Source organism: Delftia sp. DLF01, from assembly GCF_014852125.1.
Classification (GTDB): Bacteria; Pseudomonadota; Gammaproteobacteria; order Burkholderiales; family Burkholderiaceae_C; genus Comamonas; species Comamonas acidovorans.
In genome coordinates this window covers 328,025-342,853 of sequence record NZ_JACVAZ010000004.1, presented here as the reverse complement: position 1 = coordinate 342,853, position 14,829 = coordinate 328,025, and the positions used below count along the sequence as shown (strand labels likewise).

The 14,829-nt window shown below is 69.0% G+C and carries 13 protein-coding genes; 5 read left to right on the top strand and 8 right to left on the bottom strand.

Features of this window, described 5'->3' with window-relative positions; all coding sequences use genetic code 11:
* Positions 1-95: 95 nt before the first annotated feature.
* On the top strand, positions 96-2,006 hold the full coding sequence (locus tag IB269_RS22580; protein WP_192368372.1) for a bifunctional metallophosphatase/5'-nucleotidase: 1,911 nt from the start codon (positions 96-98) through the stop codon (positions 2,004-2,006).
* 765 nt (positions 2,007-2,771) lie between these two features.
* On the opposite strand, the gene IB269_RS22575 is transcribed toward IB269_RS22580, so the two are convergent.
* The 6 genes from IB269_RS22575 to IB269_RS22550 are packed head-to-tail and all read right to left on the bottom strand — an operon-like array spanning position 2,772 to position 9,336.
* Positions 2,772-4,499 (bottom strand): acetyl/propionyl/methylcrotonyl-CoA carboxylase subunit alpha, encoded by a 1,728-nt coding sequence (locus IB269_RS22575; RefSeq protein ID WP_013800623.1) that lies wholly within the window; start codon positions 4,497-4,499, stop codon positions 2,772-2,774.
* A 49-nt stretch (positions 4,500-4,548) separates the two neighbouring features.
* Positions 4,549-6,144: an urea amidolyase family protein gene (locus tag IB269_RS22570; protein WP_192368371.1), complete on the bottom strand. Its 1,596-nt coding sequence runs from the start codon at positions 6,142-6,144 to the stop codon at positions 4,549-4,551.
* Positions 6,145-6,153: 9 nt separating this feature from the next.
* On the bottom strand, positions 6,154-6,912 hold the full coding sequence (locus IB269_RS22565) for a LamB/YcsF family protein (RefSeq protein ID WP_013800621.1): 759 nt from the start codon (positions 6,910-6,912) through the stop codon (positions 6,154-6,156).
* Positions 6,913-6,946: 34 nt separating this feature from the next.
* Positions 6,947-7,615, bottom strand: coding sequence for a pyroglutamyl-peptidase I (gene pcp, locus IB269_RS22560; protein ID WP_013800620.1), 669 nt, complete (start codon positions 7,613-7,615; stop codon positions 6,947-6,949).
* Between the two features lie 16 nt (positions 7,616-7,631).
* Positions 7,632-8,585: a DUF979 domain-containing protein gene (locus IB269_RS22555; protein ID WP_043825613.1), complete on the bottom strand. Its 954-nt coding sequence runs from the start codon at positions 8,583-8,585 to the stop codon at positions 7,632-7,634.
* Position 8,586: 1 nt separating this feature from the next.
* Positions 8,587-9,336 (bottom strand): DUF969 domain-containing protein, encoded by a 750-nt coding sequence (locus IB269_RS22550; RefSeq protein WP_012207528.1) that lies wholly within the window; start codon positions 9,334-9,336, stop codon positions 8,587-8,589.
* Positions 9,337-9,739: 403 nt separating this feature from the next.
* On the opposite strand from IB269_RS22550, the gene IB269_RS22545 reads away from it, so the two are divergent.
* The 4 genes from IB269_RS22545 to IB269_RS22530 all read left to right on the top strand — a co-directional run bounded on the left by IB269_RS22545 (position 9,740) and on the right by IB269_RS22530 (position 13,828).
* Complete coding sequence (locus IB269_RS22545) at positions 9,740-10,906, top strand: ABC transporter substrate-binding protein (RefSeq protein ID WP_043825611.1); 1,167 nt, start codon at positions 9,740-9,742, stop codon at positions 10,904-10,906.
* 82 nt (positions 10,907-10,988) lie between these two features.
* Positions 10,989-12,026 (top strand): tripartite tricarboxylate transporter substrate binding protein, encoded by a 1,038-nt coding sequence (locus tag IB269_RS22540; RefSeq protein WP_192368370.1) that lies wholly within the window; start codon positions 10,989-10,991, stop codon positions 12,024-12,026.
* On the top strand, positions 12,027-13,082 hold the full coding sequence (locus IB269_RS22535; protein WP_192368369.1) for a threonine aldolase family protein: 1,056 nt from the start codon (positions 12,027-12,029) through the stop codon (positions 13,080-13,082).
* A gap of 71 nt (positions 13,083-13,153) precedes the next feature.
* Positions 13,154-13,828: a GntR family transcriptional regulator gene (locus IB269_RS22530; RefSeq protein ID WP_012207532.1), complete on the top strand. Its 675-nt coding sequence runs from the start codon at positions 13,154-13,156 to the stop codon at positions 13,826-13,828.
* A 160-nt stretch (positions 13,829-13,988) separates the two neighbouring features.
* On the opposite strand, the gene IB269_RS22525 is transcribed toward IB269_RS22530, so the two are convergent.
* Entirely contained in the window at positions 13,989-14,432 is a 444-nt protein-coding gene (locus IB269_RS22525; protein WP_227468487.1) for a DoxX family protein, read from the bottom strand.
* Positions 14,419-14,778, bottom strand: coding sequence for a DUF4148 domain-containing protein (locus IB269_RS22520; RefSeq protein WP_012207534.1), 360 nt, complete (start codon positions 14,776-14,778; stop codon positions 14,419-14,421). Before IB269_RS22520 ends, IB269_RS22525 begins: the two co-directional genes overlap by 14 nt.
* Positions 14,779-14,829 lie beyond the last annotated feature (51 nt).

The window sequence follows — 14,829 nt, the reverse complement described above, 5'->3', positions numbered from 1 at the left end:
AAGGTCAAGCCCCCTGCAAGGCGATTTCATCGCCGTGTCATCAGCCTTGCCCAGCATCGGCGGCCGTGACAAACCGATACAGAGAGAACCCGTTCATGTCCTTGACCTCCCATCGCCCCGCCCTGCGCCCGCTGGCCGTGGCCCTGGCTGCCTCCGCCCTGATCGCCGGTTGCGGCGGCTCCGGCAACGACACGCCCGCAGGCCAGCCGCTGGAGCTGCGCATTCTGCACATCAACGATCACCACTCCACGCTGGAGTCCAAGAGCAAGACCCTGCAGCTGGACGCCGGCACGGGCAAGGCCGAAGCCGTGGCCGTGGACGCCGCAGGCTTTGCGCGCGTGACCCAGGCCATCGAGGAGCTGGCAGCGCAGTCGCCCAACGTGCTCAAGCTGCACGCCGGCGACGCGCTCACCGGCACGCTGTACTTCAACCGTGCAGGCGCCGACGGCGAGGCCGATGCCGCCCTCATGAACACCGTCTGCTTTGACGCCTTCACGCTGGGCAACCACGAGTTCGACAAGGGCGACAGCGGCCTCAAGTCCTTCCTGGACCGCCTGCGCGCCGGCACCTGCAAGACGCCCGTGCTCAGCGCCAACGTGCGCTTTGGCGCCAACTCGGCCCTGAACGCGGCCAAGGCGCCCGGCTATGTGAACCCCTCCACCGTGGTGGAGCGCGGCGGCCAGAAGATCGGCATCGTCGGCCTGACCATTGCGGGCAAGACCAAGGCATCGTCCAGCCCCGATGCCGACACCACCTTCGAGGACGAGGCCACGGCGGCCCAGCGCGAAATCGACGCGCTGCGCGCCAAGGGCATCAACAAGATCATCGTCATGAGCCATGTGGGCTATGAGTACGACCGCCAGATCGTGCCCAAGCTCAGCGGCGTGGACGTGGTCGTGGGCGGCGACTCGCACACCCTGCTCGGCCCCGACGTGCTCAACACCACGGGCGTGGGCACACCGGGCGGCGCCTACCCCACGCGCCTGACCGACAAGGACGGCAGCCCCGTCTGCGTGGTCCAGGCCTGGGAGTACGCCCAGGTCGTCGGCGACCTCAAGGTCCAGTTCGACGCCGACGGCCGCGTCACCCAGTGCACGGGCACGCCCCATGTGCTGATCGGCGACAGCTTCACCATCGCCGGCAAGGCCGCCACCGATGCGCAAAAGACCGCCCTCAAGGCCAGCGCCGCCGCCACCGGCGTGCTGCGCGTGACCACGCCCTCGGCCAAGGCAACCGCCGCGCTGCAGCCCTTCAAGGACAAGGTCGCCCAGTTCAACCTCAAGCAGGTCGCCACCGTGCCCCAGGAACTGTGCTCGCGCCGCGTGCCCGGCGGCGTCGGTACCATGAACTACAGCCAGTCCAGCGCCGCCTGCAATGCCGAAGGCAGCGTGAGCGTGCGCGGCGGCGACATCCAGCAGCTCGTGGCCCAGGCCTACCTGGAAGAAGCCAACCGCCACTACGGCGGCGCCGACATCACCCTGCAAAGCGGCGGCGGCGTGCGCATCCCGCTGCTGGGCCAGACCACGGCCGCCCAGGTCATCCAGGTCCTGCCCTTCGGCAACAAGCTGTTCCGCCTGGACATCACCGGCACGGAAGTCAAGGGCATGCTCGAGGACGGCCTGCAGGCCGTGTACGGCCCCAGCGGCACGACCGGCCCCTACCCCTACACGGGCGGCCTGCGCTTTGACGTGAATGCGGCAGCGGCGGCCGGCCAGCGCGTATCGGGCATCGAGGTGTATGACAACGCGAGCAAGACGTGGAAGCCGCTGGATACGGCGCGCACGTACAAGCTGTTCGTGCTGAGCTTCAATGCCACGGGTGGCGATGGCTACAAGACGCTGGCGGCCGTGCCTGATGCGCGCCGTCTGGACATTGGCGTGCTCGATTCCGATGTGTTCTTCAACTACATCGAGAGGCAGCCGGTGGATGCGGTGTCTGGTCTGCCGCTGCTGTCGCGGCTGCCGATGGATCTGTACAGCACGCGTAGTTTTCAGGGTGGGCGCTGAGTCTTCCTGATGGGTTCAGGGATCTGTTCTGATCCCTGCCGGGGGGTTGTTTTTCGAGGCCGGGTCTCGGCCCGGCGGCCGACCTACTTTCCTTTGTTTCGCCAAAGGAAAGTGGGCAAAGCAAAGGCGACCCGGATGTCCGCGACCCCTTCGCTTCGCTGCGGGGCAACCTGCGTCGTGGCGGTTGCGGGGTTCGCTGCGGAACTCGCTGCGTTCACTGCGTGAACTCCGCTCAGACAACCGCAGCGAGTCAGATCACGAAGCAGTCCTGTCCTTCGGCAGGACTGCAACCCCGCAACCACCACGCCGCAGGCGCTGACATACGGGGAGTTTGCCCGGGCCGTCGCTTCGCTCGGCCTCTATAAGAAAACAGCCGAGCGCAGCGGTGGCGCGTCGGCTGTTTGCATTTCTGGCCTTTGGCATTTTGCTGTTGGCTGTTGGCTACCCCAGCCCCCCCCTTCTGCCCACGCCTGCGTTGGGCGGGATGCGGGGTGGCAAGCCTGCCGAAGGACAGGCTTGCTTCGTCATCTGACTTGCCGCAGTTGTTTGAGCGGCGCGCGAAGCGCAAAGCGAGTTCTGCGGCACACCCCGCATCCCGCCCAACGCAGGTCGCCCCGTAGCGAAGCGAAGGGGTCGTGGGCAGTTTGGGGCGCGCTTCTTTGCCTACTTTCTTATCGCGCGATAAGAAAGTAGGTCGGCCGCCGGGCCGAAACCCGGCTCCTGCCGCCAGAGGCGCAACAAAATCAAAAACAGGTCAACCAGAAATCACCCAATCCGAGCAATCACAGCCCCCAGCACCTGCGCCTTCCCCGCCTCAGCCACCAAAGCCACCACCCCACTGCGGTGCGCAGTCACCTGCATCTCCATCTTCATCGCCTCCATGACGGCAATCACATCGCCCTCCTGAACGGTGTCGCCATCGGCCACCTTCCACGCATGCAGATTGCCTGCAATGGGTGAGGTGACGGCAGCAGGGTCCACGGCAGATTCGGCAGCCGGCGCGGCAGCCACACCGCCGCCAGCCGATGCCAGCCCCTGCAGCAGCACCGCAGGCAGGCCCAGCGACACCCGTCGCCCGTCGATCTCGACAGCGCAGCGCACCAGGCTGGCGTCGGGCAGCGGCTCGGCGCGCACGGCGGCGGCCAGGGGTTCGGCGAAGTCGGATTCGATCCAGCGCGTGTGGACCTTGAAGCCGTCGTTGCCCACGAAGTCGGCATGGCCGATGACGGCGCGGTGGAAGGGCAGGACGGAGGACAGGCCTTCGATGCGGAACTCGGCCAGGGCGCGGCGGGCGCGGGCCAGGGCCTGTTCACGCGTGGCGCCGCTGACGATGAGCTTGGCCATCAGCGAGTCGAAGCTGCCGGGCACGACCGAGCCGGTCTGCACGCCCGTGTCCAGGCGCACGCCGGGGCCCGAGGGCGGGTCGAACCGCACCACGGGGCCGGGCGTGGGCAGGAAGCCGCGGCCCACGTCTTCGGCGTTGATGCGAAATTCGATGGAGTGGCCCAGCGGCGCCGGGGTTTCGGTGATGGACAGGGGCAGGCCATCGGCCACGCGCAGTTGCTCGATCACCAGGTCCACGCCCGTGGTCTGCTCGGTCACGGGGTGCTCGACCTGCAGGCGCGTGTTGACTTCGAGGAAGGAGATGGCACCCGTCTGGCTCAGCAGGAATTCCACCGTGCCCGCGCTGACGTAGCCGGCCGCCGCGCAGATGTCGCGTGCGGAGCTGTGGATGCGGGCGCGCTGCTCGTCGCTGAGGAAGGGCGCCGGGGCCTCTTCCACCAGCTTCTGGTTGCGCCGCTGCAGCGAGCAGTCGCGCGTGCCCAGCACGACCACGTTGCCATGGGTGTCGGCCAGCACCTGGGCCTCGATGTGGCGGGGGCGGTCCAGGAATTGCTCGACAAAGCATTCGCCGCGGCCGAAGGCGGTGACGGCCTCGCGCACGGCCGAGTGAAAGAGTTCCTCCACCTCGTCCATGCGCCACGCGATCTTCATGCCGCGCCCGCCGCCGCCGAAGGCGGCCTTGATGATGATGGGCAGGCCGTGCTGCTGGGCAAAGGCCAGCACTTCGCCGGCATCCTTGACGGGGTCCGGCGTGCCGGCCACCAGGGGAGCGCCGACCTGCAGGGCGATCTTGCGCGCCTCGACCTTGTCGCCCAGCTTGGCGATGGTCTCGGGCGTGGGGCCGATCCAGCGCAGGCCCGCATCCAGCACGGCGCGCGCAAAGGCTTCGCTTTCGGACAGGAAGCCGTAGCCGGGGTGCACGGCGTCGGCGCCGCTCTTGTGCGCGATGGCGATGAGCTTGGCGATGTTCAGGTAGGTGTCGGCCGGGCGCTCGCCGTCCAGGCCATAGGCCTCGTCGGCCATGCGCACGTGCAGGGCGTCGATGTCGGCATCGGCGTAGACGGCCACGGATTTCACGCCGTAGTCGGCGCAGGCGCGGGCGATGCGGACGGCGATCTCGCCACGGTTGGCAATCAGGACTTTTTTCATGATCAGCTTCTTTCAGTTGCGGGCAGGCGCCACCGGGCGCTCCCCGCGTTCAGTTCTTGGAGCCTTGCGCGCCGGGGGTGTATTCCTCGAAGGCGCGGATGGGGTTGAAGCGGATCCAGGCGCCCACGGGAATCTGGCCGGCCAGATCCAGGTGGTGCGGCGCCACGCAGCCGATGACGGGATAGCCGCCCGTCAGCGGATGGTCGGCCAGGAACAGCACGGGCTGGCCGCTGGGGGGCACCTGGATGGCGCCCAGCGGCGTGCCTTCGCTGGGCAGCTCGCCGGCCACGGCGCGCGCCAGGGGCTGCTCGCCCGCCACGCGCAGGCCCACGCGGTTGGACTGCGGCGTGACCTGCCAGCGCTGCGCGGCCAGCAGGGCCACGGCCTCGGGCGTGAACCAGTCGGTGCGCGGGCCCAGCTCCACGTCCAGCACCACGTCCTGCCCGGTGGTGGGCAGGGATTCGGGCGGCAGCTCGGGTGCGGCCACGGCCTTGCGGTCCGCAGGCCGAACGGGCAGGACCTGGCCCACGGCCAGGGCGGCTGGGCCGACATTCGCCAGGGTGTCGGTGCAGGCGCTGCCCAGCACGGGCGTGACGGCAAAGCCGCCGCGCACCGCCACATAGCAGCGCGCGCCGGCCACGGGCTGGCCCACGGTCAACTGGTCGCCATCGGCCAGGGCCACGGCCTGGTAGCGCGGCACGCTCCAGCGCTGGCCGGACCCGGTGGTCACGGTCAGGGGCGCATCGGCGCCCGTGATGGCGACCACGGTCTCGCCCTGGCTTTGCAGCGACAGGCCACCGCCCACGGTCTCCAGCACGGCCAGGTCGCTGGCATTGCCGACCAGGCGGTTGGCGGCCTTGAAGGCTGCCTGGTCCATGGCGCCCGAGGCCGAGACGCCCTGCCCGGCCTGGCCCAGGCGGCCCCGGTCCTGGAACAGCGTCATCAGGCCCGTGGCCTTGACGCGCAGCGCGTTGCCTTCATGCGGCGCGGCCTGCGCCACGGCGGGCGCGGGCGCGTCATCCACCTGGGCCATGCCGGCCGCATCGACAAAGCGCACGCGGTAGCCGGGCTGCAGCAGCGCAGGCAGTTCGCGCGCCAGGTCCCACATGCGGGCCGAGGTGCGGCCTATCAGTTGCCAGCCGCCCGGGCTGGCCTGGGGATAGACGGCGCTGAACGTGCCGCCCAGCGCCACCGAGCCGGCCGGCACGCGCGTGCGCGGCGTGGTGCGGCGCGGCACGTTGAAGATCGGATCGCCCCCGCTGAGGTAGGCAAAGCCGGGCGCGAAGCCCGTGAAGGCCACGGCGTACTCGCTGCCCGTGTGGCGGCGCACGACTTCCTCGGGCGTGATGCCCAGCAGCTGCGCCACGTCGGCCAGGTCCTCGCCGTCGTAGTGCACGGGAATCTCGACCAGCACATTGCTGCGCTCGGCCCGCTGGCCCAGGTCGCGCGCGGCAATGCGGCGCACCAGCTCGGCCACGCCCAGCCTGGCGGGCGTGAACTGCACGAGCACGGTGCGCGCGGCCGGCACCAGCTCCTGCACGCCATCGATGGGCTCGCGCTGCAGCGAGCCCAGCAGGGCCAGGGTTTCATCGAGATCGGCCAGCTCCACCATCAGGGCCTGCCGGTTGACGGGTAGAAAACGCATGGTTTGCCCTCAGCCCACGAAGGAGGAAATGCGCACGCCCTCCTGCTCGAAACGTTCGCGCAGGTGGCGTGCAATGGCCACGGCACCGGGGCTGTCGCCGTGCACGCAGATGGAGTCGGCGGCAATGCGCACCAGGCTGCCATCGACGGCCTCGACCACGCCGTCGCGCACCAGGGACAGCATGCGCGCGGCGATCTGGTCCACATCGTGCAGCACGGCGCCCGGATCGCGGCGCGAGACCAGGGTGCCCTCGGGCGTGTAGCCGCGGTCGGCAAAGGCCTCGGCCACCACGGTCAGGCCCGCATCGCGCGCCCAGTCGATCAGCGGCGAGCCCGCCAGCGCCACCAGCACCAGGCTGGGGTCGATGGCGCGCATGGCCGTGATCACGTCCGCGGCCTGGCGCCTGTCGTGGGCAATGGTGTTGTAGAGCGCGCCGTGCGGCTTGACGTAGCGCACCTCGGTGCCGGCCACGCGGGCCAGGCCCTGCAGCGCACCGATCTGGTAGATGACGCCGGCCACCAGGTCGGCGCTGGCCACATCCATGTTGCGCCGGCCGAAGCCGACGAGGTCGGGATAGGACACATGGGCGCCCACCATGGCACCGCGCTCGCGGGCGGCCTTGAGCGTCTCCAGGATGCCTGCCGGGTCGCCGGCATGGAATCCGCAGGCCACGTTGGCGCTGCTGACGATGTCGAGCATGGCGGCGTCGTCGCCCATGCGCCATCCGCCCAGGCTCTCGCCAAGATCACTGTTCAGGTCAATTTTCATCGTTCTCTCCTCGCCGGACTCGGTGCACAGGCTCTCAGTGCAGCTGGCCGGCGTTTTCCTTCAGATCCTGGGTCACGGTCAGGGCCGTGCGAATGGTCTCGCGCACGGCGGCCACCTGGTCGGCCAGGCACATGCTGGGCATGCCCGGCTTGCGCGCTGCCTGCTCGGGCAGGGCCGGCACGTGGATGAAGCCGCCACGCGCGCCCGGCGCCGCCTTGCCCTGGGCCAGCCAGTGCATGAGCGCGAAAAACACGTGGTTGCAGACAAAGGTGCCCGCCGTGTTGGACACGGAAGACGGAATGCCCCGCGCGCGCAGGTTGTGCACCACGGCCTTGATGGGCAGCGTGGAAAAGTACGCGGCGGGCGCGCCCGGGATCACCACCTGGTCCACGGGCTGGCGCGCCGCATGGTCTGGAATGCGGGCGTCGTCGATATTGATGGCCACGCGCTCGGGCGTGAACTCGCTGCGGCCACCGGCCAGGCCCAGGCTGATGACCAGCACCGGCTGCAACTGCGCAAGCGCCTCCTGCAGCTGGCGCAGCGACTCGCCGAACACGCAGCGCAGCTGCAGGCCATGGACGGTGGCGCCGGCCACGGTCTCGCCATGCAGGGCACGCGCCACTTCCCACGAGGGATTGACAGGGTCCTGCTCGAACGGCTCGAAGCCGGTCACCAGGATGCGCGGGGAAGTGGAATCGGTCATGGCAACAGTCCGTCCTTTAACGGAACATCAGGAAGTACAGCAGGAAGACATTGGCGGTCAGCAGGGCCAGGGCCGTGGGCACCTGGGCGCGGATCACGGCATTCTTGTCGATCTCCAGCAGCGCGGCGGGCACCAGGTTGAAGTTGGCCGCCATGGGCGTCAGCAGGGTGCCGCAGTAGCCCGAGAGCATGCCGATGGCCGCCATCACGGCCGGGTCGCCATGGTAGACGCCGACCAGGATGGGCACGCCCACGCCGCCCGTCATCACGGGGAAGGCCGCGAACCCGTTGCCCATGACCACGGTGAACAGCGCCATGCCCAGCACGTAGACGGCCACGGCCACGAAGCGGATGTCCATGTTGATATAGGTGGTGGTCACATAGGCCACGGCCTTGCCCACGCCGGCGTCCGAGAACACCAGGCCCAGCATGCCCAGCATCTGGGGCAGGACCAGGGCCCAGCCCAGCGCATCGGTCAGGCGGCGCGATTCGCGCATGCCCTGGGCCGGCGTCTCGCGGGTCAGCCAGCAGGCCAGGCCCAGCGCCAGCACGCAGCCCACGCCCAGGCTCACCAGCGTGGTGGCCTTGGGGTCCAGCAGGGGCGTGCCGCCGAAGACCAGGTGCGAGGCGCTGAGCGTGCCCACCATGGTGATCAGCGGAATCGCCAGGGCCGGTGCGAACAGCTTGTTGCCCAGGCGCTTGGCGCTGGCCAGGTATTCGGCATCGCTGCGCGGCGCATGGCGGCCGCTGCCCACGCCGCCGAAGCCGGCGATCAGGGCCATGGCCACGGCGATCACGCCCACGACCACGGGCGGCAGTTCATTGCCCACCAGGAAGACGGCTGCATACAGCGCCCAGAACAGGCCGCTGGACCAGCGCTTGGGGTTGCTGGCATCGCGTAGCGTCATCACGGCCGTGACGGCCAGGACGAAGCCGACCAGGTAGTACAGGTGTTGGATGGTCAGCGTCATTTCAGGCTCCCTTGGCTTGGGTGGCGTTGGCGTTGGCTGCGTCGGCTTCGACACCGGCCTTGTACTGGGCCAGTTCGCGCTCCAGCATGCGGTCCAGGCGGCGCAGGCGCCAGGCATGGATCACGAAGGCGCAGATCGCCGTGGGAATGCCCCACAGCGCGACGTGGATGGGCTCGACCTCGATGCCGGCTTCCTTCAGGAAGGTGGTCATCAGCACGATGGCGCCGAAGGCCACGAAGATGTCCTCGCCGAAGAACAGGCCCACGTTGTCCGTGGCGGCCGAGTAGGCGCGCAGCTTGTCGCGCACCTTGGCGGGCAGGATGCCGAAGCGCGACTGGGTCGCACCTTCGGCCATGGGCGCCAGCAGCGGGCGCACCATCTGCGGATGCCCGCCCAGGCTGGTCAGGCCCACGGCGGCCGTCAGCTGGCGTGCGGCCAGGTAGACGATGAGCAGGCGGCCTGCGGTGGCCGACTTGATGGAGCTGATCCAGTTCTGCGCGTGCTGGCGCAGGCCATGGCGCTCCAGCAGGCCGATCACGGCCAGCGGCAGCAGGATGATCAGCGGCAGGTTGCGCGTCTTGATGAAGCCCGTGCCAATGGTGGCCAGCACCTTGTCGACGGGGAAGCCCGCCGCCAGTGCCGTGCCGATGGCCGTGACGATCACGACCAGCATGGGATTGAAGCGCAGCACGAAGCCCGCAACGATGATGGCCACTCCGATAAGCGGCCAGAGATTGACGTCAGTCAGCATGATGATTCCCCCTTCACACCCCGCGGTGCGGGGCGGCCGTCAAGCCGCCCCGCAGGCCCAACCCGGTGGCGTGGAGTGCGCTGCCAACCTGGTTTTGTTCAACAAAACAAAGAATTTGTCTTACAGAAACGAATTGTGAATAAGACAATCAGCGCATGCTGATAGTACAAGCCCGCATATCGTTGCCCAAGGATTGAGCACGCACGGGGTTTTCAAATGCCAAAAACTATCGGATATTGAACATCCATAGAAGGCATGAACACAACAATGCCCCTGCCCCGGTATCGCCTGTGACGAGGCCGCCTCCTACAATGGGCCGCCCTCCCGGCCTGCGGCGCACGCGTGGCAGTCGGCGTGAATGGCACCTTCCTGCTCCCATCCCTTTTGTCCGAGCTCTGAATCCATGCAACGCCGTCAACTTGTTTCCCTGCTTCCCCGTGCTGCAGCCATCGCAGCGGTTCCCGCGCTGGCGCCGGCCTTCGTGCGCAATGCCTTCGCCGATGAGGCAGGCCTGTCCGCCAAGACCATCACCATCGGCTGCTCGGCCGCCATGAGCGGCCCGCTGGCCGGGTTCGGCTCCGACATCAAGCTGGGTACGGAAGCGGCCATGGCGCAGATCAACGCACGTGGCGGCATCCAGGGCCGCACGCTGCAGCTGCAGATGGTTGATGACGGCTACGTGCCCCAGCGCTCGGCCGACAACGTGCGGCAGATGCTCTCCAAGGGCACGGCCTTTGCCCTGCTGTCCTGCGTGGGCACGCCCAACAACGCCGCCGTCATCCCGCTGATCGAGGAAGCCGGCGTTCCCTATGTGGCGCCCTTCACGGGCGCCTCGTCGCTGCGCAAGGGATCGCGCAACGTCTTCCATGTGCGCGCCAGCTACACCACCGAGGTCCGCCGCCTGGTCCAGCGCCTTGCGGGCATGGGGCTCAAGGGCATTGGCATCGTCTACCTGGACAACGCCTACGGCCGCGAAATGCTGGAGGACGCCACGCGCGCCCTGGAGGCCGAGAAGATGGCCCCCGCCGTGCAGGCGGCCATCGCCACCGATGGCAAGAATCTGGCCGATGTGTTGAACAAAGTGGACGCGGCCCACCCCTCGGCCGTGCTGCTGGCCACGGCTGGCACGGTGTCGGTCGATCTGGTGCGCGGCCTGCGCAAGAGCGCGCCCGGCGTGCTGCTCACCGGCCTGAGCGTGACCCTGCCCAACGACAGCCTCAAGCCGCTGGGCGAGGACGCCCGGGGCATTGCCCTGACCATGGTCGTTCCCGCGCCGCACCAGGCCAAGCTGCAGGTGGTGCGCGACTACCAGGCCGCCATGCGCGCCCACGGGCAGCAGGAGTTCTCGCTGGGCACGCTGGAAGCCTATGTGAACACACGCGTGCTGGCCGAGGGCCTGGAACGCGCAGGCCGCGACCCCAGCCAGGCCAAGCTGCGCTCGGCGCTGGCCGGCATCCGCAACTGGGACATGGGCGGCTTCGTCATCGACTACAGCGGCCAGACGCCCCATGTCGGCTCCAGCTTCATCGACCTGGGCGTGCTGGGCAATGCGGGGCGCTTCATCGGTTGATGAAGGCGGGTGGCTTGCGGGCCAGGCCGCTGGCGGATCGGCCCATCGTTTCTTCCTGTCGCTGCACCAAGGAGCCTTCGCCATGCCTGCCGAACGTCACCCACTTCCGCACCCCACCTTGCACGCTGCCTTGCACGCTGCTGCACATCCCGCTTCGCACCGGGGCCTGCAGCGCCGCCTGCTCATCCTGGCAGCGGCTGCCCTGCCCGGTCTTGCGCTGGCGCAGAAATGGCCTGCGCAGCCCGTGCGCATCGTCGTGCCCTACACGGCCGGAGGCGGCTCGGACAACATCGCCCGCGCGCTGGGCACGGAGCTGTCGCGCGAACTGGGCCAGCCCGTGGTCGTGGACAACAAGCCCGGCGCCTCGGCCATGCTGGGCGCCGAGCTGGTGGCACGCGCCGCGCCCGACGGCTACACGCTGCTCCTGGCCGACATGCCGCACACCATCACGCCCAGTCTCTACAAGACACCGTACGACGCGCTCAAGGACTTCACGCCCGTGGCCCTGATCGGCTCCTCGCCGCTGGTGCTGGCCGTCAACCCCAGGCTCAAGGCGCAGAGCGTGAAGGAATACATTGCGATGGCCCGGGCACGGCCCGGCCAGATCAACTTCGCCTCGGGCGGCACGGGCACGGCCACGCATCTGGCAGGCGAGCTGTTCAAGCAACAGACGGACACCTTCATCACCCACATTCCCTACAAGGGCTCGGGCCAGGCCGTCGCCGACGTGGTGGCCGGCCATACCGAGAGCATGTTCTCCTCGGCCCCCACCGTGATCCCCCATATCAAAAGCGGCGCGCTGCGCGCCCTGGCCACCACGGGTGCCCAGCGCTCGCCGGCCCTGCCCCAGGTGCCCACGATGGCCGAAAGCGGCGTGCGCGGCCTCACCGTGCTGCACTGGTTCGGCCTGCTGGCGCCTGCCCGGTTGCCCCCCGGCATACAGACCGCGCTGCACGATGCCGTGGCCCGCGCCATGGCCACGCCCGCGCTCCAGGCCAAGCTGCAGTCCCTGGGGCTGGAACTGACGCCCCGCACTGCGGCGGAGTTCGGTGCCCAGATGGAGACCGACGCCGCACGCTGGGCCCGCGTCATCAAGGAACGCAACATCAAGGCGGACTGAATGCCCTCCCTGCACCATCACCACGACGCCGTTGACCTGCGCAGCGACACCGTCACGCGCCCCACGCCGCAGATGCTCGAAGCCATGGCCTGCGCCCCGCTGGGCGACGACGGCCTGGACGGCGACCCGACGGTGCGTGCGCTGGAAGAGACGGCCGCCCAGCGCTTTGGCAAGGCCGCAGGCCTGTTCGTGGCCAGCGGCACCATGGGCAACCTCGTGGCCGTGCTCGCCCATGGCCGCATGCCCGGCGAGGTGCTGGCCGAGGCCGGCAGCCATCTGCTGAACGCCGAGCGCGCAGCCGCAGGCCTGACCGGCATGCACTACCGCAGCCTGCCCGGCGACGGCGGCCTGATCGCCCTGCGCGCGCTGGAGGCGGCGCTGGACACCTCGGCATCCGCGCGCTGCCCCAGCGCCCTCGTGGCCGTGGAGAACACCCACAACGCACGGGGCGGCAGCGTGGCGGCGCCCGAGTCGCTGGCGGCCCTGCATGCCCTGGCCGCCCGCCATGGCGTGCCCGTGCATACCGATGGCGCGCGCCTGTTCAATGCCGCCGTGGCACTGGGCCTGTCCTGCCGCGAGATCGCCGCGCACACGGACTCGGTCACCGTCTGCCTGTCCAAGGGCCTGTCGGCTCCGGTGGGCTCGGTGCTCATGGGCCCGGCCGACTTCATCACGCAGGCGCGCGGCATACGGCGCATGCTGGGCGGCACCATGCGCCAGGCCGGCGTGATCGCGGCGGCGGGCCTGGTGGCGCTGGAGCACATGGTCGATCGCCTGGCCGAGGACCACGCACGCGCCCGCCGCCTGCACCAGGGCCTGCGCGCCATCCACCCGGCATGGTGCGCGGCCGAGCTGCCGCAGACCAACATCGTGCAGGTGCGCGTGGGCACCAGCGCGGCCGATGCGCGCCTTTGGGAGGCACGCCTGGCCGAAGCCGGAGTACTGGTGCGCACGGGCAGCGCAGGCCTGCTGCGCCTGGTCACGCACCGCCACATTGACGACAAGGCCGTGGACAGCACCCTGCAGACCTTCACCCGGCTGCACCACGACAACTGAGCACCGCGCGAGGCCGGCAGGAGTGCCGGCCCTGGCTACACTGCCCATCGACCCTTGCATCCCCCATCACCATGACCCGCAGCACCGATATCCTCAACCTGACCGACCGCGTGACCGAGCAGCTGCGCAGCAAGCTCATCGATGGTGCCTGGGAGCCCGGGCAAAAGCTGTCGGAGGCCTCACTCAGCGAAAGCCTGCAGATCTCGCGCAACACGCTGCGCGAGGCCTTCCGGCTGCTGACCAAGGAGGGGCTGCTGGTGCACGAGCCCAACAAGGGCGTGTCGGTGGCGGCGCCCAGCATTGCCTCCATCATCGACATCTACCGCGTGCGCCGCATGGTGGAGTGCCAGGCGCTGGCCCAGGCCTATCCCATGCACCCGGCTCGCAGCCTGATGCGCGAAGCCGTGGAGGCAGCGCAGCGCCACCGCGAGGCCCAGGACTGGTCCGGCGTGGGCACGGCCAACATGAGTTTCCACAAGGCCGTGGTGCAGTTGGCCGACAGCGAGCGCCTGGACACCATGTTCGAGCACCTGCTGGCCGAGCTGCGGCTGGCCTTCGGCCTGCTGCGCGACCCGCACTTCCTGCATGCCCCCTATGTGGACATGAATGCGCGCATCCTGCAGCAGTTCGAGGACGGCAAGCCGGCCGAGGCCGCTGCCGCGCTCAATGACTACCTGGTGCATTCGGAGCGGCTGATCCTGGCCGCCTATGCCCGACGCCTGGCTGAGAAGGGCATCAAGGTGTGAAAGCAATAGACACCCCCTGAGTCGCTTCGCGCCTTCCCCCTCTCTCGCTACGCGGGAGGGGGACGACACCCTCGGTGCGGGGCGGCCCTTCCTCGGTGTCCCTCGCTTGGGGTAGCGCCGGTTTCATAGGCGGTGTTCAGCGCACAACACTGGCTCGCATTCAACGCCGCGCGTCCAGGCTCCAGCGCGCCACGGGCGCCAGCATCAGTTGCACGAATCCTCCGGCGATCGCCAGGTTCTTCAGGAACTGCACCAGCTGGCCCTTGTCGCCGAACTGGTTGTGAAACATCAGCGCCGACATGACGCTGAACACGGCCATCACGGCCGCGGCCTCGCGGGTGCGCCAGCCCAGCAGCAGGGCCGTGGCCACGCCCAGCTCCACCACCAGCGCCATGGCATACGACAGCATGGGCAGCGGCAGGCCCGCCTTGGCGATATAGGCCATGGTGCCCTCCGGCCCCATCAGCTTGCCGATGCCGCTGTAGATGAACAGCAGGCTCAGCAGCACCCGGGCCAGCAGCGGTGCGAAGTCGGCCCAGGGCGATGCTGCGGCGTGGGCAGCGCGATGCGTGGCGGCGCGCGTCATCGCATCAGCCCGGGACACGGCCGGAACCCTGGCCTTCGGCCGCCTTCACCGAGCCGCCCAGGCGCTGCACTTCGGCCAGGTACTCGGGGCCGCTGCGCATGCGCTGGTACTGGGCCAGGCGCTGCTGGTAGTCGGCATCCCAGTGGTTCACGTCGGACTCGCGGTAGACGTTGAGGCCGGCGCGGTTCCACAGGGCCAGGTCGGCCTGAACCTCGGCGCGCGACAGCGCGGGGCCGGAGGCGACGGGCTCGGCGCCGAACCAGGTTTCTGCAGATACCGTGGCGGCCGGTGCGGCCGAGGCCATGCCCGACCACAAGGCGGAGGAAAGGGAAACGATGGCGAAGAGGGTCTTTGCGTGCTTCATGGCGAATCCTTTGTCAAATCCTGCAGCGCGTGATTGCGTTCTGCATGGCTG

What these genes read in the sequence shown, in the direction of transcription:
- IB269_RS22575 (WP_013800623.1), bottom strand. Translation starts at nt 4,499, where the DNA reads ATGAAAAAAGTCCTGATTGCCAACCGTGGCGAGATCGCCGTCCGCATC.
- IB269_RS22580 (WP_192368372.1), top strand. Translation starts at nt 96, where the DNA reads ATGTCCTTGACCTCCCATCGCCCCGCCCTGCGCCCGCTGGCCGTGGCC.
- IB269_RS22530 (WP_012207532.1), top strand. Translation starts at nt 13,154, where the DNA reads ATGACCCGCAGCACCGATATCCTCAACCTGACCGACCGCGTGACCGAG.
- IB269_RS22550 (WP_012207528.1), bottom strand. Translation starts at nt 9,336, where the DNA reads ATGCTGACTGACGTCAATCTCTGGCCGCTTATCGGAGTGGCCATCATC.
- IB269_RS22555 (WP_043825613.1), bottom strand. Translation starts at nt 8,585, where the DNA reads ATGACGCTGACCATCCAACACCTGTACTACCTGGTCGGCTTCGTCCTG.
- IB269_RS22520 (WP_012207534.1), bottom strand. Translation starts at nt 14,778, where the DNA reads ATGAAGCACGCAAAGACCCTCTTCGCCATCGTTTCCCTTTCCTCCGCC.
- pcp (WP_013800620.1), bottom strand. Translation starts at nt 7,615, where the DNA reads ATGACCGATTCCACTTCCCCGCGCATCCTGGTGACCGGCTTCGAGCCG.
- IB269_RS22535 (WP_192368369.1), top strand. Translation starts at nt 12,027, where the DNA reads ATGCCCTCCCTGCACCATCACCACGACGCCGTTGACCTGCGCAGCGAC.
- IB269_RS22570 (WP_192368371.1), bottom strand. Translation starts at nt 6,144, where the DNA reads ATGCGTTTTCTACCCGTCAACCGGCAGGCCCTGATGGTGGAGCTGGCC.
- IB269_RS22540 (WP_192368370.1), top strand. Translation starts at nt 10,989, where the DNA reads ATGCCTGCCGAACGTCACCCACTTCCGCACCCCACCTTGCACGCTGCC.
- IB269_RS22565 (WP_013800621.1), bottom strand. Translation starts at nt 6,912, where the DNA reads ATGAAAATTGACCTGAACAGTGATCTTGGCGAGAGCCTGGGCGGATGG.
- IB269_RS22545 (WP_043825611.1), top strand. Translation starts at nt 9,740, where the DNA reads ATGCAACGCCGTCAACTTGTTTCCCTGCTTCCCCGTGCTGCAGCCATC.